Genomic DNA, 25,012 nt, shown 5'->3' with positions numbered 1-25,012 from the left:
GTGGCTGCAGCACCAGCCTAGTGGGTGCAGTCGGAGGATGAGCGGGCGGTAACCCGAAAGAGGAAGGCAACAGCAAAAAGCGCCACCGCCCGGCCAGTCATTGACCAACCGGGGGTGGCGCTTCAAGCGGGAATCAGGCCTTGGGGCTCGCCTTGGACTCCACCTTCAGCTTGCCGTCCACGATGTCCTTCTTGATCTGCTCCAGCTCGCTCTTGAGCTCAGCGGGAACCTGGGATTCGAGGTCGTGGAACGGGGCGAGCTGCACGCCGTCGTTGGCCAGAGTGCCGACGTACGGTGTGTTGTCGAAGTTGCCTTCTTTGTCCTCCTTGACGACGTTCTCCACGGCGTCGCCCATCTGCTTCATGACCGATGACAGCATGATGTCCTTGTAGTCGGGCGCCGTGAGGTAACCGTCGGAGTCAACCCAGATCAGCTTGACGTCCTTGCCGGCGGCCTTGGCATCCTTCAGCGCCGCCCCCGCGCCCTTTCCAACCGGCCCGGCGACCGGCATCACGATGTCGGCACCCTGGTCCAGGAAGTTCTGGGTAACCTGTTTGCCGACGTCCTGCTTCTCAAAGTCGCCGGTGAAGGTTCCGTCCTGGGCGTCCTTATTCCAGCCAAGGAGCTTAACGTCCTTGCCCTTCTGCTCGTTGTAGTACTTCACGCCGTCGGCATAGCCGTCCATGAAGATGGTGACAGTGGGGATGTTCATCCCGCCGAAGGTGGCCACCGTCCCGGTCTTGGTAGTACCGGCGGCGAGGTAGCCGGCGAGGAACGCCGCCTGCGCCGTGTCGTAGATAATCGGCTTGACGTTGGCGATCGGCGTCTCATAGCCGGAGTCGACAATCGCGAAGTGGCTGTCCGGGTTGGCCTCGGCCTGTGCCTTGGTGGCATCACGCAGCAGGAACCCTACTGTGACAGTAAGGTCGCATCCTGCGGTGACCATGGCGCGCAGGTTGGGCTCGAAGTCGTTGTTGGTCTTGGACTCCACCTGGTTCACCTTGATGCCCAGATCGGTTTCAGCCTTTTTCAGTCCCTCATAGGAGGACTGGTTGAAGGACTGGTCGTCGAATCCGCCGGAGTCGGAAACGATGCAGCCCGTGTAGTCGGTGGCTCCGGCGGACGAGGTGCTTCCGGCTTCGGGGGGTGCGCCGCAGGCGGTCAACAGAAGGGCCGAAGCACTGACGGTAGCCAGGCCGGCCATTGAACCGCGCTTGAAGTGTGCACGCAGTGATGACTTCAATTTTCCTCCAGGATGAAGAGAGTGGCGCTGCGGCTCGAATTCAATGAGTGTCCGTTTCTACACTGAAATTCTGTTTTCACTGAGGTCCGCAGCACTGCGCCTGAGCGCACTAATGGCACCTACTTTAGTGGCCTGCGCCACGCCCTAATAGCACAGCGGGACCTGTTCCTGGAGATTGTTGACAAGTTGTTACCAACCAGTAGGGGTGCCGCGCCGTGACGCGGCACCCCTCTTTGGTCCGCCTGCTGTTACTTGGGCTCGAGGCGGACCAGCATCTTGCCGGTGTTGGCTCCGTCCAGCAGATCCATAAAGGCCTGCGGGGCGTTCTCGAGCCCATCAACAATGGTTTCGTCATAGCGGACGGTGCCGTCAGCCAGCCAGCCGGCCATTGCGGCGGCGAACTCGGCCGCGTGCTGCCGCTGGCCGCCCACCAGGAAGCCCCTGAGGGTGAGCTGTTTGCCAATGGCCAGCACCAGGTTGTGCGGTGCCGGCGTCGGCTCGGTGGAGTTGTACTGTGCGATCGCCCCGCACATGGCCACCCGCCCTCCGACGTTCAGGGTGGCCAGGGCTGCCTCGAGGTGGTCGCCGCCCACATTGTCGAAATAGACATCGATGCCGTCCGGACCGGCAGCCTTCTTCAGCTGTTCGCGCACGGGACCGTCGTGGTAATCGAAAGCCGCGTCAAAGCCCAGTTCCAGAAGCCTGGCCACCTTAGCGGGCGAGCCGGCCGAGCCGATCACGCGGGAGGCGCCCATGGCCTTGGCAATCTGGCCGACCAGGGAACCCACGGCACCTGCCGCGCCCGAAACGAAGACGGCGTCGCCGGGCACGAACTCAGCCACCTTCAGCAGTCCGGCGTATGCCGTCAGGCCGGTCATGCCCAGCGCACCCAGGAAAGCCGAAGCGGGGGCAAGGTCGGTCCGCGCAGGCGTGGCGGCGGCCGCATCCAGCACCGCGTATTCCCGCCAACCGAGGGAATGCACCACGACGTCGCCCTCCTTGTGTGCTGCGGACCGGGACGCGATGACCTCCCCCACCGCACCGCCGTCGAGCGCTTTGTCCAGGGCAAACGGAGCGGAGTACGACTTCACGTCATTCATCCGTCCGCGCATATACGGGTCGACGGACATAAAAAGGTTCCGGACCAGGATCTGGCTATCGCCAAGTTCAGGCAGCGCCGACTCGGCAAGCCGGAGATTTTCCGGCGACGGCCGCCCCACCGGGCGGGAGGCCAGCTGGATTTCGAGGGTGGTGGCGGGAAGGGTAGGGAGGCTCACGCGGCAAACTCCATGATCTTGATGTCCACGGTGATATTTCCGCGCGTCGCGTTGGAGTACGGGCAGATCTCGTGGGCCTTGGCCACCAGCGCCTCGGCGGTGGCCAGGTCCAGTGCGGGCAGCGCTATTTCCAGTTCTGCGGCAAGGCCGAAACCGGAGTTGTCCAGCTGGCCGAGGTGAACCTTGGCAGCCACGGCCGAGTCTGTCAGGTCTGCACGCTCTTTGCGGCCAACGAGACGGAGCGCGGAGTGGAAGCAGGCCGCGTAGCCGGCGGCAAAGAGCTGCTCCGGGTTGGTTCCCTGGCCGTTTCCGCCCAGCTCCACCGGGCTGGACAGGGTCACGTCCAGCTTGCCGTCGTTGGTCCGCGCATTGCCGTCGCGTCCTTCGCCCGAGGCCAGTGCCTCGGCAGTGTAAAGAGGTTTCACGGGGATGTATCCGTCCTGTAGGTGGATTGGAAAATTGCAGACTGATGCCGTCAGCGGGCGTTATGGAGGGCGGCCGTCAGCCGCGCCAGGGTGTTGTGCAGCTGGTCGAGCTCGTCGGCGGTAAGCCCTGCAGCCTCGGCCAGCCGTTTCGGCAGGGCGCCGGCCTTGCTGCTCAGTTCCCGTCCGGCGGCCGTCAGGTGGATGGCGACGCGGCGCTCGTCCTCGCCGGACCGGCGGCGCTCCACCAGGCCCAGGGACTCCAGGCGCTTCAGCAGGGGTGAGAGCGTGCCGGAATCCAGGCCGAGCTCATCTCCCAGCTCCTTCACCCCGCGCGGCTCGTCCTCCCAGAGCACCAGCATCACCAGGTACTGGGGATAGGTCAGGCCGAGTTCTTCAAGGACCGGCCGGTAGACCGCAGTTGCGGCACGGGAGGCCGAATAGAGGGCAAAGCACACCTGGCGGTTCAGCCGTGGAGCATCAGTCATGTAAGAACTATAGGACACAATTCAATTGTGCACAATTTAGAGGCGGAAGCTCACCATAGCCCGCATATTTGGTGAAGCACATCGTCCGTGAAGCACGACGGCGTCCGCGCCTTTGGGATTACAGGTCGCGGATGGTGCGCAGCGCCGCAGCGGTGAGGACCCGGATGCCAAGGCCCAGGGCCCGTTCGTCCAGGATGTAGTCGCCGCGGTGGAGGTCGTATTCCTCGCCCCCGGGCGTTTTGGTGCCGAGCCGCATCATGGCGCCCGGCAGCTCGGCGAGGAACCAGGCGAAGTCCTCCCCGCCCATGGACTGCGGGGTCAGCACCACGGCGCTTTCGCCGATTTCGGCCCGGGCGGATGCTTCGATGATTGCTGTTTCGTGCTCGGAGTTCACCACCGGCGGCACTCCCCTGGTGTGCTCGAGGCGGACGTCAACGCCATAGGGGGCAGCCACCTGGTGCACCACCTCATCGAGCAGTTCACCGGCGGCGTGCCACGCCTCGCGGTCCAGGCAGCGCATTGTCCCGGCCATGTAACCGGTGCCGGGAATGGCATTGGGGGCGGAGCCGGCCGAAATCTGGCCCCACACCACGGAAACGCCGCTCCGGACGTCCACGCGGCGGGACAGTACGGCGGGAACGTTGACGGCGATTTGCGCCAAAGCGAACACAAGGTCCTCGGTCAGGTGCGGGCGGGACGTGTGGCCGCCGCGGCCGGAAAGTTCAATCCGGATGGTGTCGGAAGCCGAGGTGATGGCACCGATGCGCGTGCCGATCTTGCCCACTTCGATGCGCGGGTCACAATGCAGGGCCAGGATCCGGGGAACCCCGTCCAGGACCCCCTGTTCAATGCACGAGTGCGCGCCGCCCGGCATGGTTTCCTCGGCGGGCTGGAAAATGATGCGGACGGTGGCGCCGAGCGGCTCCTCCTGGTGCATCCGGTGCAGTACCAGGGCGATGCCCAGCATGGTGGTGGTGTGCACATCGTGGCCGCACGCGTGGGTCACACCGTGATTTTTCGAGGCAAAGGGCAAACCCGTTTCCTCGATGATGGGCAGGGCATCGATATCGCCGCGAAGGGCAGTGGCGATGGGACCCTCCCCCACATCCACGGTAAGGCCGGTGCCCTCAAGCCGGCGCGGGCTGAGGCCTGCAGCTTCCAGCCTGTCAGCCAGCTTGTCGGTAGTGCGGAATTCCTTGAAGGACAGTTCCGGATGCGCATGCAGGTCCCGGCGGAAATCAATCAGTTCCGGCAGGAGCGGCTCAAGCCATGGAGCCACCAGGGCGGTGGGCTCGGCTTCCGTAGTGTAATTGCGCACTGCTTCACTCTAGCGAGGGTCGCTGGAATCCGGGCCATCGCGGTCCCTGCGTTACATCCGGGGACCGCGATGCCTCAGAGCGCGATGCCTCAGAGAACGTCGGTATCCCCGCTGGCCTTCAGTGCGTCCACCGCTGCCTTGACCCGCTGCGAGTTGGCCATGGTGGTTACCAGCAGCGCATCGGGAGTGTCAACGATGACAACGTCCTGGATTCCGATCAGCGCAATGACACGCTTGGTGTCCGTGACCACCACGCCGCTGGAGTTCTCCGTGAAGACGCGCGCGCCCTCCCCCAGCACCGTGACGTCGTCCACTTCCCTGGCACTGTTGAGCCGGCCCACGGAAGCGAAGTCGCCGACGTCGTCCCAGCGGAAGGAGCCAGGCACGACGGCGACGTCCCCGGCTTCGGCCGCAGGTTCGGCAACGGCGTAATCGATGGCGATCTTGGGCAGCGTGGGCCACACCCGTGCCGTCACCTCGTCGCGGGCGGGGGTGTCCCAGGCACGCGCAATTTCCTGCAGGCCCTGGAACAGCGCGGGCTGGTTGGCTTCAAGATGCTTGAGCAGCAGTGCGACGGGTGCCACGAACATGCCCGCGTTCCAGACGTAGTTGCCGCTGTCCACGTACTGCTGGGCAACTTCCTCGTTCGGCTTTTCAACGAACTCCACTACATCCTGGGCACTGGGGGCGCCTTGGATGTGCAGGTCCTGCCCGGAGCGGATGTAGCCGAACCCGGTGGACGGGTGGGTGGGCTTGATGCCGATGGTCACAATCTTGCCTGCGGCGGCTGTGTGGATCGCCTCGCGGACAGCTTTCTGGAAAAGGCGGTCGGGGCTGATCACCTGGTCGGCGGCAAAGGAACCCATAATGGTGTCCGGATCGCGCTCGTGGAGGATGGCGGCTGCAAGGCCAATCGCCGCGGCGGAGTCCTTGGGCTCGGACTCCAGGACAAGGTCCGAATCCTGAAGTTCGGGAAGCTGCCGGCACACCGCTTCACGGTGGGCCTTGCCGGTGACCACCAACATGCGGCTTCCGGCGAGCGGGTGCAGCCGGTCGTAGGTGGCGCGCAGCAAGGTGCTGCCCGAACCGGTGAGATCGTGCAGGAACTTGGGAGCTGCGGCTCGCGACAGGGGCCATAGGCGGGTCCCCACTCCGCCTGCCGGGATCACCGCGATGAAGCGGTCAAGGGGTGAAGCCGGGCTTGTCACTTTGTCTGTACTCATCACGGCCTACTTTAGCCGACCCGGTGCCGGGGAGCCCTTCCGCCCCCTTGGGCGCTGCTCAGGGCTCCTTCCGGGCCTGCGGCCGCAACAAAGTCAGCCGGGCGGGCAGGAGATTGTGGTGTTTGTCTCATTATTCGGCGGAATCCTTGCCACTGCTGGGCACCAAGGAGTTCCTAAATTGAATAAGCTGTTAGCGGAGCCTAGATTTAGGCCTGAGCTACGAGTGCTCTCGCAGCAGGCGTTCCCCCCGCGTGGATCTCATGCCAGCGCCGCTGTGTTGCAGGGAGGTTTATCAGTGCCGACAAAACCAGCTGGCACCTTGTACCGCGGCCGTGAAGGCATGTGGTCCTGGGTAGGACACCGTATTACCGGTGTAGTGATCTTTTTCTTCTTGTTGGTCCATGTCCTGGACACCTCCTTGGTACGGGTGTCCCCGGAGGCCTACACCGCGGTGATCGGTGCATACAAGAACCCCCTGATGGCCCTGGGTGAGACCGGACTTGTTGCCGCCATCGTTTTCCACGCCTTCAACGGCCTGCGCATCATTGCGGTGGACTTCTGGAAGAAGGGCGCCAAGTACCAGCGCCAGATGCTCTGGGCAGTCCTGGGCCTCTGGGTGGTCACCATGGTCGCTTTCTCCATCCGACACCTGTCCCTCGCGCTCGGAGGTCACTAAGCCATGTCTGCAACGATTGAGAGCCCGCGCAGCGGGCGCATCGCCCCCCAGTACCGCCGCACCGGCGGAAGCCGGGGCAACTTCGAAATGATTGCCTGGCTGTTCATGCGGCTCTCCGGCGTGGTGCTGGTGGTCCTCATCTTCGGCCACCTTTTTGTGAACCTCTTGGTGGGCGAAGGCATCCACGCCATCGACTTCGGCTTCGTGGCCGGCAAGTGGGCCGACCCGTTCTGGCAGTTCTGGGACCTCACCATGCTGTGGCTGGCCATGCTGCACGGGACCAACGGCGTACGCACCATCATCAACGACTACGCCGAAAAGGATTCAACCCGCCGCTGGCTGAAGACGGTCCTCTACTCGGCCACCGTCGTCATCATCGTCCTGGGCACCCTGGTGATCTTCACCTTCGATCCGTGCCCCGTGGTGGACGGCGTTCCCCTGCCTGGCGGATTCTGCCCTGCCTAGCACCGGCAGCATCCCGGGCCCGCGGGTACAACCGCGGGCCTTGTTTTGCGGAGCGGGCAACGCCCGCCCGTTGTTTTATTGCGAATTTTGAGAGAAAGAGCGTCTGGTATGCAGGTCCATAAGTACGACGTCGTCATCGTCGGTGCCGGTGGCGCTGGCATGCGCGCCGCGATCGAGTCCGGTCAACGCGCCCGCACAGCAGTACTGACCAAGCTCTACCCCACCCGCTCGCACACCGGTGCGGCGCAGGGTGGCATGTGTGCAGCCCTTGCCAACGTCGAGGAAGACAACTGGGAATGGCACACGTTCGACACCGTCAAGGGCGGCGACTACCTGGTTGACCAGGACGCGGCAGAGGTAATGGCCAAAGAGGCCATCGACGCCGTGCTGGACCTGGAGAAGATGGGCCTGCCGTTCAACCGCACGCCGGAAGGACGGATTGACCAGCGCCGGTTCGGCGGCCACACCCGCGACCACGGCAAGGCTCCCGTCCGCCGTGCATGCTACGCCGCTGACCGCACCGGCCACATGATCCTGCAGACCCTGTACCAAAACTGCGTCAAGCACAATGTCGAGTTCTACAACGAGTACTACGTGCTGGACCTGCTGACGGTGGAAGAGGATGCGGTCCGCGAGGACGGCACCCCGTACAAGCAGAAGCGCGTTGCCGGCGTGGTCTCCTACGACCTCGCGTCTGGCGAGCTCCACGTGTTCCAGGCCAAGTCGGTTGTGTTCGCCTCCGGCGGCGCCGGCAAGGTCTTCAAGACCACCTCCAACGCCCACACCCTCACCGGTGATGGCATGGGCATCGCGTTCCGCCGCGGCATCCCCTTGGAAGACATGGAGTTCTTCCAGTTCCACCCGACTGGCCTGGCCGGCCTGGGCATCCTCCTTTCCGAGGCGGCCCGCGGCGAAGGCGCCATCCTGCGCAACTCGGAGGGTGAGCGGTTCATGGAGCGCTACGCCCCCACCATCAAGGACCTGGCGCCCCGTGACATCGTGGCCCGCTCCATGGCGAACGAGGTCCGCGAAGGCCGCGGCTGCGGCCCGAACAAGGACTACGTCCTCCTGGACCTCACCCACCTGGAGCCCGCGCACATCGATGCCAAGCTCCCGGACATCACCGAGTTCGCCCGCACCTACCTCGGTGTTGAGCCCTACACGGAACCCGTCCCGGTGTTCCCGACCGCCCATTACGCCATGGGCGGCATCCCCACCAACATCACTACCGAAGTCCTCCAGGACAACGACACGGTGGTCCCCGGCCTGTACGCAGCCGGCGAGGTCGCGTGCGTCTCCGTCCACGGTTCCAACCGTTTGGGCACCAACTCACTGCTGGACATCAACGTGTTCGGCAAGCGCGCCGGTATCGCTGCGGCAGAGTACGCCAGGACGGCCGACTTCGTGGAGCTGCCGGAGAACCCCATCGCGTACACCACCGAACTGCTGGACATCGCCCGCAACGGCACCGGTGATGAAAAGGTGGCTGTGATCCGCAAGGAACTGCAGGACACCATGGACGCCAACATGCAGGTGTTCCGCACCGCAGAGACCCTGAACCAGGTGCTGCGCGATATCGCCTCCTTCGAGGAGCGCTACAAGCGCATCAACGTCCAGGACAAGGGCAAGCGCTTCAACCTTGACCTGCTCGAGGCCGTTGAACTGGGCTTCCTGCTGGAACTGGCCAAGGTGATGACCGTGGCAGCCCTGCACCGTGAGGAATCCCGCGGCGGACACTTCCGCGAAGACTTCCCGGAACGCAACGACGAGAAATTCATGAAGCACTCCATGGCGTACAAGGACGACCACGCCCCGGCGGACGGATCGGCGGAATCAATCGCCGGCATCCGCCTGGCCACCAAGCCGGTTGTCTTTACCCGCTACGAGCCGATGGTGAGGAAGTACTAAGATGACCGCTGAAACGGCTGAGCCAGCCTCAAAGATTGAACTGCCTGCCGGCGTCGGCGGGGGCGGCGAAATCCCCACGTTCGATGTCCACCTGCGCGTCCGCCGGTACAACCCGGAGGTTTCGGAAGAAGCCACCTGGGATGACTTCCACCTCACGATGTACGGCACGGACCGTGTCCTGGACGCCCTGCACAAGGTCAAGTGGGAAACTGACGGCAGCCTTTCGTTCCGCCGCTCCTGCGCCCACGGCGTCTGCGGCTCCGACGCCATGCGCATCAACGGCCGCAACCGCCTCGCCTGCAAGACGCTCCTGAAGGACCTGGACACTTCCAAGCCCATCACCGTGGAGCCCATCAAGGGTTTGCCGGTGGAGAAGGACCTCATCGTGGACATGGAGCCGTTCTTCCAGTCCTACCGCGAGGTTATGCCGTTCCTCATCAACAAGGGCCACGAGCCCACCCGGGAACGCCTTCAGTCCGCTGAGGACCGTGAGCGCTTCGATGACACCACGAAGTGCATCCTCTGCGCCGCCTGCACCTCGTCCTGCCCGGTGTTCTGGACGGACGGCCAGTACTTCGGTCCGGCAGCAATCGTCAACGCGCACCGTTTCATTTTTGATTCACGCGACGACGCAGGCGACATGCGCCTGGAGATCCTCAATGACAAGGAAGGCGTGTGGCGCTGCCGCACCACCTTCAACTGCTCCGAAGCATGCCCCCGTGGCATTCAGGTCACGCAGGCCATCCAAGAGGTCAAGCAGGCCATTCTCTCCCGCAAGATCTGACATAGGATTTAGCGGACGACGGCGCTGTCCCCCATGCAAGGGGGGACAGCGCCGTCGTTGTCTCACCAGTTAAGCATCGCCAGTTGCGCTATCAGATCCAGTCCCCAAAACTCCGGTTTGGGGACCACAACTGATGGGGCATCCGCAACGAAAGAAAGGGGACGCCGTGTCCCGCTCCGAAAAAGTCTCCTTTGCAGGTTCCACCGGCGAGCTGCTCTCCGGAATCATCGACATCCCGGAGGGCCCGATAAAGGGTTGGGGCGTCTTCTCGCACGGATTTACGCTCGGAAAGGACGCGCCCTCCGCCTCGCGGATGTGCAAGGCGCTGGCGGACAGCGGCGTGGGCATGCTCCGGTTCGACAACCTGGGCCTGGGCGGCTCCGCCGGTGAGTGGTCCGCGGGTTCCTTCAGCCACAAGGTGGCGGACACGGTGAAGGCGGCGGAGTTTATGCGCAGCGAGGGCAAACAGATTTCCCTGCTGGTGGGCCATTCCTTCGGCGGCGCCGCGGTGCTGGCTGCGGCGCGCGAGATTCCAGAGCTCGACGCCGTTGCTACCGTTGGGGCGCCCTTCTCGCCCAAGCACGTGGCGCATGTCTTCGACGCTGCGCTGGACAAAATCCTGAGCGAAGGCTCCGCTGAGGTGGACCTCGGCGGGAAACGGGTGGAGATTCGCAAGCATTTTGTTGAGGACCTCGAGAACGCCGACCTGACGGACTGCATCAAGCAACTGCACAAGCCGCTCATGGTGCTGCACTCCCCCACGGACAACACCGTGGGAATCGAGAATGCCAGCACCATCTTCCAGACGGCCCGGCATCCCCGGAACTTCGTGTCCCTCGAAGGCAGCGACCACCTCCTGACCGGAAAGGGCCAGGCGGCCCGGGCGGCCCGGATCATCGCTGCCTGGGCCGATCAGTACCTCGACGCCGGGAACCCTTCCTGACGCCGCCGGCCGCGGCTGCCGGCGGCGTTCCGCCTTTGCGGCTTCCGCTTACTTGCCGATGGCAGCTTTGCTTTCGCTGATCCACTGCTCCGCCGCTTTTTCGGGTGAAAGCCGTTTGAACAGGACATCAGTGTTGATGCGGGCAGTGATTTCCGAAACCGCCGTTGATCCGGTAGGCCCTATGTAGGTAGGGGCAAAGTCCATCTTGCCGATCTGGTCAATGTACTCGGCCTCCACCTTGCCCTGCGGGGTGAGCAGATCCTGGATCGAGGTGCGCATTTCGGAGTTGCTGGGCACACCGCGGTCGCTCTGGATGATCTTGGCGGCAGACTCGTTGTTCACCAGGAAGTCCACCAGCTTTGCCGCAGCTTCGGTGTGCTGGCTGCGTGCGGAGATGGTGTAGAACTGCGAGGACTGGAGCCAAATTCCGGGAGTGGGCGTCTCACCGGGGAGCTTAAGCAACTTCAAGTCAGCGCCGGAGGCCTTACTAAGCGCGGACAAGGAGTTGCTCCACGTAAGCATCATGCCCGCCTGGCCCATCCCCATCAGGGTCTGCTCAGTGCTGACATTGAGCTTCTCTACGGTCTCGGAAGCATTCGGCGCCGCCCCCGACTCGCTCAGTTTCAGCGAGTAGTCGAAGTAGTCCTGCACCGTTTCCTTGCCCAGGCCAAGCTGGCCGTCCTCGGTGTACAGCGACTCTCCCTGCTGGCGGGCGAAGGCATCCAGCGAATCGTGCGTGAGGACCGTTGCCGTGCCGTAGGTTCCTTTGGGGCTCTTGGCCGTCACGTCGGCAGCGGTTCTCGCGAAATCGTCCCAACTCCACGTGCTGTCATCGGGAAGCTCAACGCCGGCTGCCTTGAAGACGGCGGGGTTCACGACAATAGCGAGTGCATTGGCGCCGGTGGACACACCATATTGTGTGCCTTGGACCTGGCCGTTCTCGAGCGCTCCCTGGTCCATTTTTGACAAGTCCAGTGAGCCGCTGACCTTCGACAGATCCAACAATGCCCCGCGGTTGGCATATTCCGCCGGATACGCGCCTCCCATGGTGATGACGTCCGGGGCATCGTTGGCAGCCACCTGCGTGGCAAGCTTGTCAAAATAGCCGCTGATGTCGCCGTACTCCGGCTTCACCTTGATGTCGGGGTTGGCGGCCTCAAACTCCGCGATGGCTTTGTTGGTCAACTGGGCACGCCCCTCGTTGCCCCACCACGAGAATCGAATTTCAACAGGGCCGTCCTGGGCCTGGTTGGACGGGCTGGAACATGCGGCGGTGAGGCTCAGCAGCCCCACGGCTGAGAGCATCGCGACGGATTTGCGAAGGTTCCTGAGGACATTACGCGCCATTGGGTAAGCTTCTTTCCGTAGAAGAAAACGGTTTCCTGAAACGTATCAAGACCCTTATCGAGGGTCAAGAGCTCTCCAGCCAGCGGCTGCGGCGTTGGATTTCACAGAATGGACGGCATGGCACTGCGACTCAACGAGATACAAATCCGGGATCCCTTCGTCCTCACACTCCCCGATGCCGGGGAGTATCTTCTGTTCGGCAGCACAGACCGGAACATCTGGTCCGGGCCGGCTACCGGCTTCGACTGCTACCGGAGCACGGACTTGGTCCATTGGGAGGGGCCCCTTCCAAGCTTCCGGCCGCCACCGCACTTCTGGAGCCAGGAGCAGTACTGGGCGCCGGAAGTGCACTTATACCAAGGGCGGTACTTCATGTTTGCGACCTTCACGGCGCCAAGCCATTTCCGCGGAACACAGATACTTTCAGCCGACCTCCCGGAGGGGCCCTACGCGCCCTGGAGCGACGGCCCTGTCACCCCGTCGAACTGGCATTGCCTGGACGGGACGCTCCACGTGGACGGGGAAGGGGTGCCGTGGATGGTCTTTTGCCATGAATGGAAGCAGATCCACGACGGCGCGATCATGGCCCAGCGTCTGACGCCCGACCTCCGCACGGCAGTGGGAACTCCAACGTTGCTGTTCAACGCGTCGGAAGCCCCGTGGTCACACCCTCTGGACGTTCCCTCGACAAAGCACCTGGCCCACCCCGTCTATGTCACCGATGGCCCCTACGTGTTCAGGCTGAGCAGCGGCAAGCTGCTCATGCTGTGGTCAAGCTTCGGCGATCGCGGATACGCCATGGGAATTGCACGCAGTGCGTCCGGGACAGTACTTGGTCCCTGGACCCAGGAAGCCGAACCGCTCTGGAGCACGGATGGTGGACACGGCATGATCGCCCGCACCTTGGATGGTGGACTCTTCCTGACTCTGCACCAGCCGAACACCAGCCCCCACGAAAGGGCTTCTTTTTATGCCCTCCGGGAACTCGAGGACACAGTGGTTTTCGCATCGACACACGAATTGAGCGGCCCTGAACAGCCCAAGGCTTGACAGGGGCTTGAGCCGCCACAAGGATTGAACGCGTCCAGAAAACGCTTTCTTACGTCGCTTCCTTCAGGAGGGCGTGCCAGTGCACAGCCAAACCACCGCTGCTCCCCCGGTTCTCCCTTCCCCCGGCGCCGTCCCAGCCGCCACGATCAAGAGGGAAGAACTCGTCCGGCGCCACAATGTCCGCCAGCTGGCCTTTGACCCAAGAAGCCCCGTGTCCGTGGGCAACGGCGAGTTCGCCTTCACCATGGATCTGACCGGGCTTCAATCGCTGCCGGACGCTTACCCGGTGGGCTCGAGGGACGAACTGCCGTCCGGAACGCTTCTTGGCACGCAGGCGCAATGGGGGTGGCATTCGACCCTCCCGGCGCAACAGTATGACCTGGCCGACTCCACGGTCCTCTACAAGTCGCCGCGCGGGCCGGTGCCGTATGTGGACATGGTGGGCGACATTATCAACGACCGTGAAACCGATACCTCCCTTGGTGAAACATGGCTGCGTGCCAACCCGCACCGCCTGGATCTGGGACGCATCGGCTTCAGGCTGGTCGAGGCCGGAACAGCACGTGCGCTCACCGAAGCTGATATCACCGACACCGCACAAACGCTCGACCTGTGGACCGGGGTAGTAACCAGCCGCTTCACACTTGCCGGTCACCCGGTCACTGTCACCACGGCATGCCATCCCCACCGCGACGAGCTCGGCCTTCGCGTGGAGTCGCCCGCTCTCCGTGAGGGTTTGGTGATCGGCATCGATTTTCCCTACGGCTCGGAGGCGTGGCACGATGCGGCCGATTGGAATAGCCCGGACGCCCACACCACCTGTCTCGGCGAACCCACAGGGTCCGAACAGCATGCCGGGTCCACCTGCTGGACCGCCCGCCGCGAGTTGGACGACTCCCGCTACCAGGTGCTGATCACGGGACGCCTGCTCAAGGTGGAACAGACCGGGCAGCACCACCTCCGGATAACGCCCGACAACGGCGTCCCGGACCGGCCGGACGTCCTTGACTGCAGTATTGCTTTCATCTCGGCCGGCGACGGCGACTGCGTCCCGCGAGGCGACAGGGAGGTGACCCTGCCCGCAGCAAAGCCGGGCAGTGCCGCATCAGGCAGGGCCGACGTCGGCCTTTCACGTGGCAACAGCCTTGAGGCCGGCAGCAGCGTGGCCGCCGCCTCGGAGGCGTATTGGCCTCGGTTCTGGACCTCGGGCGGGGCAATCGAGCTCGATGCGATGGACGATCCGCGAGCCAAGGAACTGGAGCGCCGGATCGTTCTCTCGCAGTACCTGACCGCGGTCAACTGTTCGGGCTCCATGCCCCCGCAGGAAACGGGGCTCGTGTGCAATTCGTGGCGTGGCCGCTTCCACCTCGAAATGCACTGGTGGCACGCCGCACACTTTGCGCTCTGGAACCGCGTGGACCTCCTGCTGCCGTCGTTGCGGTGGTACTCCACAGTGTTGGAGACCTCGCGGGAGACCGCCAGGATGCAGGGTTTCGACGGCGTGCGCTGGCCGAAGCAGGTGGGCCCGGACGGGAGGGAAAGCCCCAGTCCCATCGGAACCTTCCTGATCTGGCAGCAGCCGCACCCCATCTACTTGGCCGAACTCGTATACCGCTCCAATCCCAGCCGGGCGGTGCTCGAGGAGTTCGCGGAGATCGTCTTCGAGTCGGCTGCATTTATGGCCAGCTTCGCGCATCCCACAGAGCGCGGATTTGAGCTGGGTCCACCCCTGATTCCGGCGCAGGAGAGTTATGGCTCCATCCGCGCGTCCGTCACCAATCCCACCTTCGAGTTGGCATATTGGCAGTGGGCCCTTCGGACTGCAGCCAGGTGGCGGGAACGGTTGGGGCTCGAACCTGTCGAATCCTGGCGGAGCGTGGCCGATGGCCTGGTAAAGCCACGCGTAACCGATGGTGTTTACGCCGCCATCGACGTGGAACCGTTCACCATCAGGACGGACCACCCCTCAATGCTCTGCGCCCTCGGCGTCGTGCCCAAAACAGACCTGATCGACGAGGACATCATGCGGGCAACACTCGCCGATGTCCTTGCCGGCTGGGACTGGGGCAGTACCTGGGGCTGGGACTACCCGGTCATGGCCATGACTGCAGCCCGCCTCGAGGACCCGGAGGCTGCTGTCAACGCGCTCCTGCTCGACGCCGGGAAGAACACGGTGCTGCCCAACGGACATAACCGCCAGACTGACTCCCTGCCGCTGTACCTGCCCGGTAACGGCGGGCTGCTCGCCGCCGCCGCACTGATGGCGGCGGGGTGGGACAACGGACCGGACCGGAATGCCCCGGGCTTCCCATCCGACTGGACCGTGAGGTGGGAAGGACTGGTGGCAGCACCGTAGCGTCCAGCGGGCGCGGGCTACCGCTGCCTGGGGCGGCCAATACCTCGACGCCGGCCGGTAGCCGAAGCTGCGCTGTCATTCTGGACCGGGGCCTTGCCCGGCTGGACAGGCACCTTGCCCGGCTGGACCTGGCGGGCTCCCCACATGCCCTTCTCGTGACCGGATGAATCGTGCTTAAGGTCTGCCTCGCGGACCGCTGCCCATCCTGCCGAGACGAGGTAGACCTGGCTGACCAGGTTGAACCAGATCAGCAGGCCGATGATGATGGCAAAGGGTGCCAGGATGGGGTTGCGGCCGGCCCCGGCCAGCAGCTCGGTGCTGAAGATCTGCAGGACTGTGGTGCCCACGGCCGCCAGGATGGTGCCTTCGAGCAGGGCCCGGCGGGACAGCTTCAAGCTGCCGGCCAGCCTGAACATGATGATTGCGGTCACCCAGCTCAGCACCAGTGGCACGGCAATCTTGATCGATGTGGTCAGCGGACCCGCGAGGGCGTCGTCGAGCCGCAGGAAGTCTGAAACCCACCCCGCGGCTGTGCCAAAGATCAGGGAGGCGCCGGCGCTGATGACCAGGGCTACTCCCAGCAGAAGCAGGGTGCCGGCGTCGCGCAGCTTCAAAAGGATGGGGTTCACCACCAGCGGGGGCAGCACCATAACGCCGCGCAGCCCGTCCCGAAGCCCGGCAATCCAACCCAGCGACGTGACGACCGTAACCACCGCGCCAACCAGCGCTGTCAGGCCGAGCCCGTCCGGGTTGAGCAGGTCCTGCGGATCGACGAGCCCTTCACCGCCGTTCAGCTTCAGGAGTCCGGGCGCGCTTTGGGCCACGCTGCCGATGATGGTGTCCAGGAGTGCCGGCTGTCCGCGCAGCACCAGCCCGGCGATTGAGAAGCCTGTAGTAAGCAGGCCGGTAATCGAGAAGAACATGTTGAAGCCGATGCCGGCGCTCATCAGCGGGCCGTGCTGGAGTGTGTAGTGCCGGAAGGCACGCATGGGACGGAAGGCATTCAGGCGGGCGAGGAGCCACTGGAACGTGGCCATCAGGGTGGTGAACGGGCCGCCGCCGGCCCTGCGCGCCTTGCCCAGCTCCATCCGCTTTTGGATGACGGCGAGCTTCAGGCGGGCCTGCTCAGTGGGAAGTGGCTGTTGTTCCGCTTGCTTCGGCTGCTGTGTCCGCGGCGGCGTCCGCGAGTCCGGAGCCGGCGTCGTTGTCAGTTTCGGTCCCAAAGTCCAGCTCTTCCCGTAGCTGCCAGATGCCGTCAGCATCGTGCTCGTAAAGTCCCATGCTAACCACGGGGAAGGTGGCCCTGTAGTTTTTCAGCACCGTTTCGGCTTCATCGAGGCTTTCGGGGGCCACATCGTGGGCGATGGTGACATGCGGGTGGTAAGCGAAGGGCAGCTCCCGCTGGAGGGGACCCTGCTGGAGCCTTTCGTGCAGGTCAACGCAGTCCGTGAAGCCGTCCTCCACGTTGATAAACACCACGGGGGAAACCGGACGGAACGTCCCGGTCCCGGCGATGGTGACCATAAACGGTCTTTGGCGGCGCGCCACTTCCCGCACGTGCTCCCTGGTGGCTTCCCAGTCCTGGGTCGGGGTGGTGGTCACCAGCGTGATGTGGGCCGGAACCACATCAGCGAGCGGGTCGCCGAACGAAGCCCGCCAGCGCTGCAACTCGTCAGCGACATCCGGCGGAAATCCCAGGATGACGCCCACGCTGACGTTTTCGGTACGGGGCGCAGCGGCATCATCGCTGCCGGTGGCCACCGCCGGGTCGCCTTGGGGGTTACCGGACATTCCCGCCACCTGAGTGGAGCGGGAGCCTTCCCTTGCGGTGACTTTGCTGGATGGCATGGCGCTAGCGGACTCCAGCGAGGGAGAAGGACGGCAGGAAGCCCATGCGCTCGTAAACCTGGCCGAGGGTTACCGACGCGATTTCGCGGGCACGCTCCGCACCCTGCGCCAGCAGCCGGTCCAGTTCCGCGGGGTCATTCATCAGCTCGTTGGTGCGGTCACGCAGCGGCGTGACGAACTCCACCACCACCTCCGCAAGGTCCACCTTCAGGTGGCCATACATCTTGCCCTGGTACTCGGCTTCGAGTTCTGCCACCGATTTTCCGGTCAGGGACGAGTAGATGGTCAGCAGGTTCGAAACGCCGGGCTTTTCCTCGGAGTCGAACCGGATTTCGGTGCCGGCATCGGTCACAGCGGACTTGATGCGCTTGGCCGCGATCTTGGGATCCTCCAGCAGCTGGATGGCCCCGTTGGGTGACTCGCCGGTCTTGGACATCTTGGCGCTCGGGTTCTGGAGATCGTAGATCTTGGCGCGTTCCTTGACGATGGTGGCCTCCGGAACGGTGAACGTGGGGCCGAACCTCGTGTTGAAGCGCTGGGCCAGGTTCCGCGTCAGCTCCAGGTGCTGGCGCTGGTCCTCCCCCACCGGCACAAGGTCGGTCTGGTACAGCAGGATGTCCGCGGCCATGAGCGTGGGGTAGGCGAAGAGCCCCAGGGTGGCGGCATCGGCGCCGGACTTCTGGGTCTTGTCCTTGAACTGGGTCATGCGGGAGGCCTCACCGAATCCGGTGATGCAGTTCAAGGCCCAGGCCAGCTGCGCGTGCTCCGGAACGTGGGATTGGACGAAGAAGATGCTCTTGTCCGGGTCGATGCCGGCGGCGATGTACTGGGCGGCCACGATGCGGGTGCGCCTGGCCAGCTCAGTGGGATCAAAGTCCACGGTGATGGCGTGCAGGTCCGGGATGAAGAAGACGGCGTCGTACTCCGCCTGCATGTCCACCCAGTTGCGGACGGCGCCGATGTAGTTGCCCAGATGCAGGGAGTCGGCGGTGGGCTTGGCGCCGGAGAGGATGCGCTTCTTGGTTGCCGGGGAAGTCTGGCTAGTCATTGGGGAGGAAACCTTCGGGGCTCAGAGCTGGTAGTCCACTACCAGCGGGGCATGGTCGGAGAAGCGGGTGTCCCACGAGGCCGCCCGGTCCACAACCGCCGAGATGGCGGCTGAAGCCAGTGCCGGGGTGGCCAGGTGGTAGTCGATGCGCCAGCCGGTGTCGTTATCGAACGCCTTCCCGCGCTGGGACCACCACGTATACGGTCCGTCAACCTCGCCGGACAGGTTGCGGTGGACATCCTGCCAGCCAATGTCCTCGCCGAAGAACCGGTCGAAGTAGGCACGTTCCTCCGGCAGGTGGCCGGCCTTCTTGACGTTGCCCTTCGAGTTCCGGATGTCCAGGGGCGTGTGGGCCACGTTGAGGTCGCCTACCACCAGGGCATGGTCGCTGTGCTTGGTCAGTTCCGGAAGTCGGGTGCTCATGGCATCCAGGAACCGGAACTTGTCGTCCTGCTTGGGCGTGCCCACCTCACCGGAGTGGACGTAGGCGCTTGCCACGGTGAGCTGAACAGGGTGTCCGGCTGCATCGGCAAACCGGAAATCAGCCTCCACCCAACGCCCGGCGGTGGCGAAGTAATCGTCGCCGATGCCGTTCCGGGTTGCCAGGGGTTCTTCGCGTGAAGCAATCGCGACGCCGGCGCGGCCCTTGGCTTCAGCCTCGGCGTGCAGGATGTGCCAGCCTTCGCCCAGCAGCTGCCGGACGATGGCGTCGGGGGCGCGGACTTCCTGCAGGCAGAGGATGTCCACTTCGCGCGGTTCAAGCCACGCCGCCATGCCGTTTTTGTAGGCAGCCCGAAGGCCGTTGACATTAACGGATGCGATGCGAAGGTGGTCCTTCTTCAATGCCGAGATCACCCGCTCCACTCTAGTCGATGATGGTTCCGGTGACCGGCTCTCCGCTGCCGCCGGAGGACTTGATCATGTCCCTGGCATTCGTGGCTGTGATCTCGATGGTTTCCAGTGCCCGGTTGATCGTGTCCTGGTTTGCTGCAGCACCCTTGGCGCGCTCCTCCTCCACCACGCGGATCTGCACCTGGACGATCTTGAAGGAGTGGTCCAGCTTGAGGTCCCGGACCTCGTCCGCCTGGCTGCGTTCTGCAACCACACGGGTGCCGCCCTGGTCTGCCGAGGAGTAGGGGCCGCGCCCCGCAGCCGTGGTGAAGGCATTCTGGGCTTCAGTCAGCTTGGCTCCCGCCTTCTTAGCTGCTTTCTGGATGCTGAAGACAACAAAGCACGCGAGCGCGAGCCAGAAGGCGGCGATGACGGCAACAACCCAGCCGACGACGTCGTTCTGGTTGGCCGCGAAGATGACGGCCACAACGAACGCGGTGACGAGGACCATCAGTCCCGGCCCGCTGATGCGGAACATGGAGAATCCGCCCCTGGCGGGTTTGGAGGATGACCTGGAGCTGCCCAAAGATTGCATGCACCCATTCTCTCAAACGCCGGAGCCTGCTCCCGCCGCCTTCCACCCCGGGCGAACACCCCCCTCGGCTCCCAACTAGGTAGCGCTAAGTGTCGTTTTGCCCCCTCAAAACGACACTTAGCGCTACTTAGTTGGGGGGCTACTTCAGGAAGAGCTGACGCAGCCGCACGGTGGTGAGCAGCATTCCCACCGCCGTCATCACCAGGTAGTAGCCGATGTGGATCGGGGTGGCCGTGGTGAAGGTGCCCACGCTGATCTGGCGCAGCAGTTCCACCCCGTGCCACAGCGGCATGGCCTGGATGAGCCACTGAATGGCCTGCGGGTACACGCTGAGCGGGTAGAACGTGGCGCTGAACAGGAACATGGGCAGCATGATGAAGTTAATCCAGTCCATCTGCTGGAAGGTCTTCAGGAAGCTGGTAATCCCCATCCCGATGCTGGCGAACCCGAAGGCGATCAGCACCGAAGCCGGTATCATCAGCAGCGCCCAGGGCGTGGTGATCAAACCCATAACACCCATCACTGCCGTGAACCCCATGGCGTAGAGCAGTCCGCGCAGGAGGGCGAGGAAGATCTCCCCCAAGGCAACGTCCAGCGGCCCGAGCGACGTGTACAGCATGCCCTGGTACAGCTTCGCGAAGTTCATTTTGAAAAACACGTTCCAGGTGGAGTCGTAAACAGCCCCGTTCATTGCGGAGACAGCCAGCAGTGCGGGGGCGATGTAGGCGGCGTAACTGATCTCCCCGCCACCCGGGCCCTGCACCGAACCCACAATCGCGCCGAGCCCCACTCCCATGGAGATCAGGAACAGGACCGGTTCGAAGAACCCGGAGAGCATAACCAGCCAGTTGGTGCTCTTCGTGGCGAGCAGCCCACGGGAAATCACGGCCCTGGCGTTGCGCGAATACAGCGGCCCGAAGCTCCTGTCGCGGGCAGCGTCGCTCGCGCTCGTCACGGGCAGCCCGGCGCTCATCGGCCCATCCTTGCGGCGAACTGTTTCCGGGTCAGGACCCAGCCCAGCACGGCCAGGCCCGCCAGCACCACAACATGCAGGACGGTCAGCAGCGGAGGTTCACGGTACCCGTAGCTGAAGACCCGGCCCAGCTCGGTACCGTGCCAGATGGGTGAGATCCACCCGATCCAGCGCACCGCCAGCGGGAGGCTGTCCAGGGGAAAAAACGTGCCGGAAAACAGGAACAACGGCATCACGATGAAGCGCATCACCAGCGCGAACTGGCCCTTGTCCTCGGTGATGGACGCGGAGTACGCCATCAGCGGCAGGCCAAAGGCGAGCCCCGCCAGCGTGGCCACCAAAATGGTCACCCAGCCCCAGCCGTCCGGCGCCGCACCAAAAAGTGCAACAGCCGCAAAATAGACGGCGGACTGCAGCAGGAAGCGCAGGGTCACCGCCATGATGTGGCCGGCCGCGATCTGCTGGGGCGTCAGCGGCGAGGCGTGGGGCCCGTAGTAGGTCCGGCGCCACTTGAAGCCGTCCATCACGGGGAAGGTGAATTCGTTCGCGGCGGTCATGACTGCCGCGGAGACCAGCAGCGCCGGCGCCACGAACGTCACGTAGCCCACTCCCCCGAAGGCTCCCGCGCCCTGCGAGTCAACCAGGGTAGCCAGGCCCACACCCATGGCAAACAGGTAGGCCACCGGGTGGCCCACGCTGTACATGATGATGGACCAGCTATACCCCTTCATCACCCGGAGCACCTGTTCCGCGTAGTAGAAGGCACCCCAGCGCCTCGCCTTGGCGGCCGCTATTTCCGGGCTGTGCGCCCGCGCAGGCGCCACGTCCGTCGTCCCAGCCAGGCCCGCGTCCGGGCTCAACCCCGCTTTCTCACTCAACGAGGCTCCTGCCGGTCAGCCGGAGGAACACATCTTCCAGGGAGGACCTCCGTACCAGCGACGTGAGCGGCCGCAGGCCGCGGGACGCTACCTGCTCAAGGGCCGCCTCGCCGTCGTGCGCGTAAATCAGCACCCGGTCCGGCAGGACCTCCAGGCGCTCCCCGATGCCGTCCAGTTCCGCGGCGATGGTTGTGTTCCGTTCGGAGCCGAAGCGCAGCTCAACCACCTCCCGCGTGGAATGCTCGCGGATCAGTTGCGCCGGGGACCCCTCGGCCATGATCCGGCCCTTGTCCACCACGATGAGCCGGTCGCACAACTGCTCGGCCTCGTCCATGTAGTGCGTCGTCAGGATCAGCGTGACGCCCTGCTCCTTGAGCCGGAAGAGGCGGTCCCAGAGGATGTGCCGCGCCTGCGGGTCCAGCCCGGTGGTGGGTTCGTCCAGCAGCAGGATCCGCGGTTCGTTGATCAGCGAACGGGCGATGGTCAACCGCCGTTTCATGCCGCCGGACAGCGCGTCCACCTTGGACTTTGCCTTGTCCGTCAGCTGGGCGAACTCCAGCAGTTCGTCAGCCTTTGGCTTCAGGTAGCTCATGGGCAGGCCGAAGTACCGGCCGTACACAAGGAGGTTGTCGCGGACCCGCAGTTCCTCGTCCAGGTTGTCCTGCTGCGGCACCACCCCAAGGTGCGCCCGCACCTCCGGCCCGTGCGAGTCCGGGTCCAGGCCCATGATGTGCAGGTCTCCGGAGGTGCGGCGGGTGACTCCGCCGATCATTTTCATGGTGGTGGACTTGCCGGCACCGTTGGGCCCGAGCAGCCCGAAGGATTCTCCGGCGGGGACGCTGAAGGTGATGCCGTCCACGGCGGTAACGTCGCCGTAGGTCTTGGTCAAGTTTTCTGCCGTGATGACGATCCGGCGGGGTTCTGTGTGGGGCTCTTCGGCGGGCTGGACGGCGCCGGCAGCGGCGCCGGAGGACACGGTGGCTTTGTTATGCACCCTCCGCAGACTAGTAGAGCTGACCGGCAGGTGGAAGGGGACTTTCAGTTCAGTGCTTAAAGTCCGACGGCGGCCCGCCCCTCGTGTGCAAGGGGCGGGCCGCCGTCGGACCTGAAGAAAGAAACTACCGAGCGATTCCCGCCTGGCGTTCAGCGGCTTCGACAACATTGGTCATCAGCAGCGCCACGGTCATGGGACCCACACCCCCTGGGTTCGGGGAGATCCAGCCGGCTACCTCGGCAGCGGCCGGTTCAATGTCACCGTGGACCTTGCTCTTGCCCGTCTCGGGGTCGGTCTCGCGGGTGACGCCGACGTCGAGCAGGGCAGCGCCCGGCTTCACATCCGCAGCCTTGACGATGTGCTTGGCACCCGCCGCACCCACAATGACGTCCGCCTGCCGCAACAGGTCCGAAAGGTTCTCTGTGCCGGTGTGCGTCAGGGTCACGGTGGCGTTCACGGCCCGCCGGGTGAGCAGCAGCCCGATGGAGCGGCCGATCGTCACGCCGCGGCCCACCACCACAACATGCTTGCCGGCCAGGCTGTAACCGTTGCGCTCCAGGAGCTCGATGACGCCGCGGGGCGTGCACGGCAGCGGTGAGGTGATCTCGCCGCTGACGTTGAGCACCAGCCGGCCAAGGTTGGTGGGGTGCAGGCCGTCAGCATCCTTGGCGGGGTTGATGCGCTCAAGGATGGCATCGGTGTCCAGGTGCTTGGGCAGGGGCAGCTGCACGATGTAGCCGTGGCAGGCGGGGTCCGCATTGAGTTCGTCAATGAGGGCCTCCACCTGGGCCTGGGTGGCATCCGCCGGGAGCTCGCGCTGGATCGAGTTCATCCCGATTTCCACCGACTGCTTGTGCTTCATGGACACATAGAGCTGCGAGGCAGGATCCGCGCCGACCAGCACGGTGGCAATGCCGGGAGTGACGCCCTGGGATTTCAGTGCCGCGACCCGCTCGGTGAGCTCGGACTTGATGGCCGCAGCGGCCGCCCTGCCGTCGAGGATCTTCGCGGTCTGCTTGGTTTCAGTCATGGATCACCACTGCTCGTGCTGCGGGTACAGCGGGAAGTCGGCGGCGAGCTTGTCCACGCGGGCCTGCAGGGCCTCGACGTCGGCGCTGTTGCCGGCCTTCAGCGCGGTGGCGATGATCTCTGCCACCTCGGTGAACTCCGCGGCACCGAAGCCGCGGGTGGCCAGGGCCGGGGTGCCGATGCGCAGGCCGGAGGTGACCATCGGCGGGCGGGGGTCGAACGGAACAGCGTTGCGGTTGACCGTGATGCCCACGGAGTGCAGGAGGTCTTCGGCCTGCTGGCCGTCCAGCTGGGAGTTGCGCAGGTCAACGAGGACCAGGTGCACGTCGGTGCCGCCGGTGAGGACGGAGACGCCGGCTTCGGCGACGTCGGCCTGGTTGAGGCGGTCGGCGATGATCTTCGCGCCTTCGAGGACGCGCTCCTGGCGCTCCTTGAATTCCTCGGTGCCGGCGATCTTGAAGGCCACGGCCTTGGCTGCGATGACGTGCATCAGCGGCCCGCCCTGCTGGCCCGGGAAGACGTTGGAGTTCAGCTTCTTGGCCCACTCCTGCTTCGCCAGGATTACACCCGAGCGCGGACCGGCGAGGGTCTTGTGCACGGTGGAAGTGACGACGTCGGAGTACGGCACCGGGCTCGGGTGCAGTCCTGCGGCAACCAGGCCGGCGAAGTGCGCCATGTCGGTCCAGAGCAGCGCGCCGACCTCATCGGCGATGGAGCGGAAGGCAGCGAAGTCCAGGTGGCGGGGGTAGGCGGACCAGCCGGCGATGATCACCTGGGGCTTCTCGGCGATGGCCTGCTCGCGGAGCTTGTCCATGTCCACGCGGAAGTTGTCTTCCTCCACCTGGTAGGCAGCCACGTTGTAGAGCTTGCCGGAGAAGTTCAGCTTCATGCCATGGGTCAGGTGGCCGCCGTGGGCCAGGGACAGGCCGAGGATCTTGTCGCCGGGAGTGATCATCGCGGACAGCGCGGCTGCGTTGGCCTGGGCACCGGAGTGCGGCTGGACGTTGGCGTACTCGGCGCCGAAGAGGGCCTTGACTCGGTCGATGGCCAGCTGCTCTGCGACGTCAACGTATTCGCAGCCGCCGTAGTAGCGGCGGCCCGGGTAGCCCTCGGCGTACTTGTTGGTCAGGACGGAGCCCTGGGCTTCCATCACGGCGCGGGGGGCGAAGTTTTCGGAGGCAATCATCTCCAGGGTGCCGCGCTGGCGGCCGAGTTCCTGGTCCAGGACTGCTGCGATTTCGGGGTCGAGCTCAGCCAGCGGCTGATTGCTGACGGCGGTGGTTGAGGTGGCTGTAGTAGTCACGAAGAACTCCTGG

Annotated in this window: 24 protein-coding genes; 7 read left to right on the top strand and 17 right to left on the bottom strand. The window is 64.5% G+C overall.

The window, feature by feature from the left end:
* Positions 1–133 precede the first annotated feature (133 nt).
* The 6 genes from G6R19_RS09050 to G6R19_RS09025 all read right to left on the bottom strand — a co-directional run bounded on the left by G6R19_RS09050 (position 134) and on the right by G6R19_RS09025 (position 5,971).
* Positions 134–1,204, bottom strand: a complete 1,071-nt coding sequence (locus G6R19_RS09050; protein WP_163164639.1) for a BMP family ABC transporter substrate-binding protein — start codon at positions 1,202–1,204, stop codon at positions 134–136.
* A 287-nt stretch (positions 1,205–1,491) separates the two neighbouring features.
* Positions 1,492–2,520 carry an NADP-dependent oxidoreductase gene (locus G6R19_RS09045; RefSeq protein ID WP_163164236.1) on the bottom strand — a complete coding sequence of 343 codons (1,029 nt, stop codon included), beginning with the start codon at positions 2,518–2,520 and terminating at the stop codon, positions 1,492–1,494.
* On the bottom strand, positions 2,517–2,945 hold the full coding sequence (locus G6R19_RS09040) for an organic hydroperoxide resistance protein (RefSeq protein WP_163164235.1): 429 nt from the start codon (positions 2,943–2,945) through the stop codon (positions 2,517–2,519). The genes G6R19_RS09045 and G6R19_RS09040 overlap by 4 nt, the downstream gene beginning before the upstream one ends.
* 50 nt (positions 2,946–2,995) lie before the next feature.
* Complete coding sequence (locus G6R19_RS09035; RefSeq protein ID WP_163164234.1) at positions 2,996–3,430, bottom strand: MarR family transcriptional regulator; 435 nt, start codon at positions 3,428–3,430, stop codon at positions 2,996–2,998.
* Positions 3,431–3,548: 118 nt separating this feature from the next.
* Positions 3,549–4,748, bottom strand: a complete 1,200-nt coding sequence (locus G6R19_RS09030; RefSeq protein ID WP_163164233.1) for an amidohydrolase — start codon at positions 4,746–4,748, stop codon at positions 3,549–3,551.
* A gap of 89 nt (positions 4,749–4,837) precedes the next feature.
* Complete coding sequence (locus G6R19_RS09025) at positions 4,838–5,971, bottom strand: mannose-1-phosphate guanylyltransferase (RefSeq protein ID WP_163164232.1); 1,134 nt, start codon at positions 5,969–5,971, stop codon at positions 4,838–4,840.
* 295 nt (positions 5,972–6,266) lie between these two features.
* On the opposite strand from G6R19_RS09025, the gene sdhC reads away from it, so the two are divergent.
* From sdhC to G6R19_RS09000, 5 genes are all read left to right on the top strand, one after another.
* On the top strand, positions 6,267–6,647 hold the full coding sequence (sdhC, locus tag G6R19_RS09020; RefSeq protein WP_015936418.1) for a succinate dehydrogenase, cytochrome b556 subunit: 381 nt from the start codon (positions 6,267–6,269) through the stop codon (positions 6,645–6,647).
* A 3-nt stretch (positions 6,648–6,650) separates the two neighbouring features.
* Positions 6,651–7,112 carry a succinate dehydrogenase hydrophobic membrane anchor subunit gene (locus G6R19_RS09015; RefSeq protein WP_050055919.1) on the top strand — a complete coding sequence of 154 codons (462 nt, stop codon included), beginning with the start codon at positions 6,651–6,653 and terminating at the stop codon, positions 7,110–7,112.
* A gap of 108 nt (positions 7,113–7,220) precedes the next feature.
* On the top strand, positions 7,221–9,020 hold the full coding sequence (gene sdhA, locus G6R19_RS09010) for a succinate dehydrogenase flavoprotein subunit (protein ID WP_163164231.1): 1,800 nt from the start codon (positions 7,221–7,223) through the stop codon (positions 9,018–9,020).
* A gap of 1 nt (position 9,021) precedes the next feature.
* Positions 9,022–9,804 (top strand): succinate dehydrogenase iron-sulfur subunit, encoded by a 783-nt coding sequence (locus tag G6R19_RS09005; protein WP_163164230.1) that lies wholly within the window; start codon positions 9,022–9,024, stop codon positions 9,802–9,804.
* Between the two features lie 166 nt (positions 9,805–9,970).
* On the top strand, positions 9,971–10,747 hold the full coding sequence (locus G6R19_RS09000; RefSeq protein WP_163164229.1) for an alpha/beta hydrolase: 777 nt from the start codon (positions 9,971–9,973) through the stop codon (positions 10,745–10,747).
* A 48-nt stretch (positions 10,748–10,795) separates the two neighbouring features.
* On the opposite strand, the gene G6R19_RS08995 is transcribed toward G6R19_RS09000, so the two are convergent.
* Positions 10,796–12,094 carry a sugar ABC transporter substrate-binding protein gene (locus tag G6R19_RS08995; RefSeq protein ID WP_163164228.1) on the bottom strand — a complete coding sequence of 433 codons (1,299 nt, stop codon included), beginning with the start codon at positions 12,092–12,094 and terminating at the stop codon, positions 10,796–10,798.
* Between the two features lie 117 nt (positions 12,095–12,211).
* Here G6R19_RS08995 and G6R19_RS08990 point away from each other — a divergent pair, with 117 nt between their 5' ends.
* Together G6R19_RS08990 and G6R19_RS08985 are read left to right on the top strand one after the other, a co-directional pair.
* A complete protein-coding gene (locus G6R19_RS08990; RefSeq protein WP_163164227.1) occupies positions 12,212–13,144 on the top strand; it encodes a glycoside hydrolase family 43 protein in 933 nt (310 codons plus the stop codon).
* A 244-nt stretch (positions 13,145–13,388) separates the two neighbouring features.
* Positions 13,389–15,500 carry a hypothetical protein gene (locus tag G6R19_RS08985; RefSeq protein WP_240341828.1) on the top strand — a complete coding sequence of 704 codons (2,112 nt, stop codon included), beginning with the start codon at positions 13,389–13,391 and terminating at the stop codon, positions 15,498–15,500.
* A gap of 17 nt (positions 15,501–15,517) precedes the next feature.
* On the opposite strand, the gene G6R19_RS08980 is transcribed toward G6R19_RS08985, so the two are convergent.
* The 10 genes from G6R19_RS08980 to glyA form a co-directional block, all read right to left on the bottom strand.
* On the bottom strand, positions 15,518–16,588 hold the full coding sequence (locus G6R19_RS08980) for a YihY/virulence factor BrkB family protein (protein WP_163164226.1): 1,071 nt from the start codon (positions 16,586–16,588) through the stop codon (positions 15,518–15,520).
* 37 nt (positions 16,589–16,625) lie between these two features.
* Positions 16,626–17,291: a 2'-5' RNA ligase family protein gene (locus G6R19_RS08975; protein WP_240341827.1), complete on the bottom strand. Its 666-nt coding sequence runs from the start codon at positions 17,289–17,291 to the stop codon at positions 16,626–16,628.
* Positions 17,292–17,352: 61 nt separating this feature from the next.
* Positions 17,353–18,396: a tryptophan--tRNA ligase gene (gene trpS / locus G6R19_RS08970; protein WP_163164225.1), complete on the bottom strand. Its 1,044-nt coding sequence runs from the start codon at positions 18,394–18,396 to the stop codon at positions 17,353–17,355.
* A 21-nt stretch (positions 18,397–18,417) separates the two neighbouring features.
* Positions 18,418–19,251 carry an exodeoxyribonuclease III gene (locus G6R19_RS08965; RefSeq protein ID WP_163164224.1) on the bottom strand — a complete coding sequence of 278 codons (834 nt, stop codon included), beginning with the start codon at positions 19,249–19,251 and terminating at the stop codon, positions 18,418–18,420.
* A 10-nt stretch (positions 19,252–19,261) separates the two neighbouring features.
* Positions 19,262–19,822, bottom strand: coding sequence for a hypothetical protein (locus tag G6R19_RS08960; protein ID WP_163164223.1), 561 nt, complete (start codon positions 19,820–19,822; stop codon positions 19,262–19,264).
* Between the two features lie 139 nt (positions 19,823–19,961).
* Positions 19,962–20,795, bottom strand: a complete 834-nt coding sequence (locus G6R19_RS08955; protein WP_163164222.1) for an ABC transporter permease — start codon at positions 20,793–20,795, stop codon at positions 19,962–19,964.
* Complete coding sequence (locus tag G6R19_RS08950) at positions 20,792–21,637, bottom strand: ABC transporter permease (protein ID WP_163164635.1); 846 nt, start codon at positions 21,635–21,637, stop codon at positions 20,792–20,794. The genes G6R19_RS08955 and G6R19_RS08950 overlap by 4 nt, the downstream gene beginning before the upstream one ends.
* Before the next feature lie 28 nt (positions 21,638–21,665).
* Positions 21,666–22,583 carry an ABC transporter ATP-binding protein gene (locus G6R19_RS08945; protein ID WP_163164633.1) on the bottom strand — a complete coding sequence of 306 codons (918 nt, stop codon included), beginning with the start codon at positions 22,581–22,583 and terminating at the stop codon, positions 21,666–21,668.
* A 208-nt stretch (positions 22,584–22,791) separates the two neighbouring features.
* Positions 22,792–23,697, bottom strand: a complete 906-nt coding sequence (locus tag G6R19_RS08940; protein WP_163164221.1) for a bifunctional methylenetetrahydrofolate dehydrogenase/methenyltetrahydrofolate cyclohydrolase — start codon at positions 23,695–23,697, stop codon at positions 22,792–22,794.
* A 3-nt stretch (positions 23,698–23,700) separates the two neighbouring features.
* Positions 23,701–24,999: a serine hydroxymethyltransferase gene (gene glyA, locus G6R19_RS08935; RefSeq protein WP_163164220.1), complete on the bottom strand. Its 1,299-nt coding sequence runs from the start codon at positions 24,997–24,999 to the stop codon at positions 23,701–23,703.
* Between the last annotated feature and the right edge of the window lie 13 nt (positions 25,000–25,012).

The organism is Arthrobacter sp. Alg241-R88 (genome assembly GCF_900537115.1).
Lineage (GTDB): Bacteria > Actinomycetota > Actinomycetes > Actinomycetales > Micrococcaceae > Arthrobacter.
This window is presented reverse-complemented; position numbering and strand designations above follow the sequence as displayed.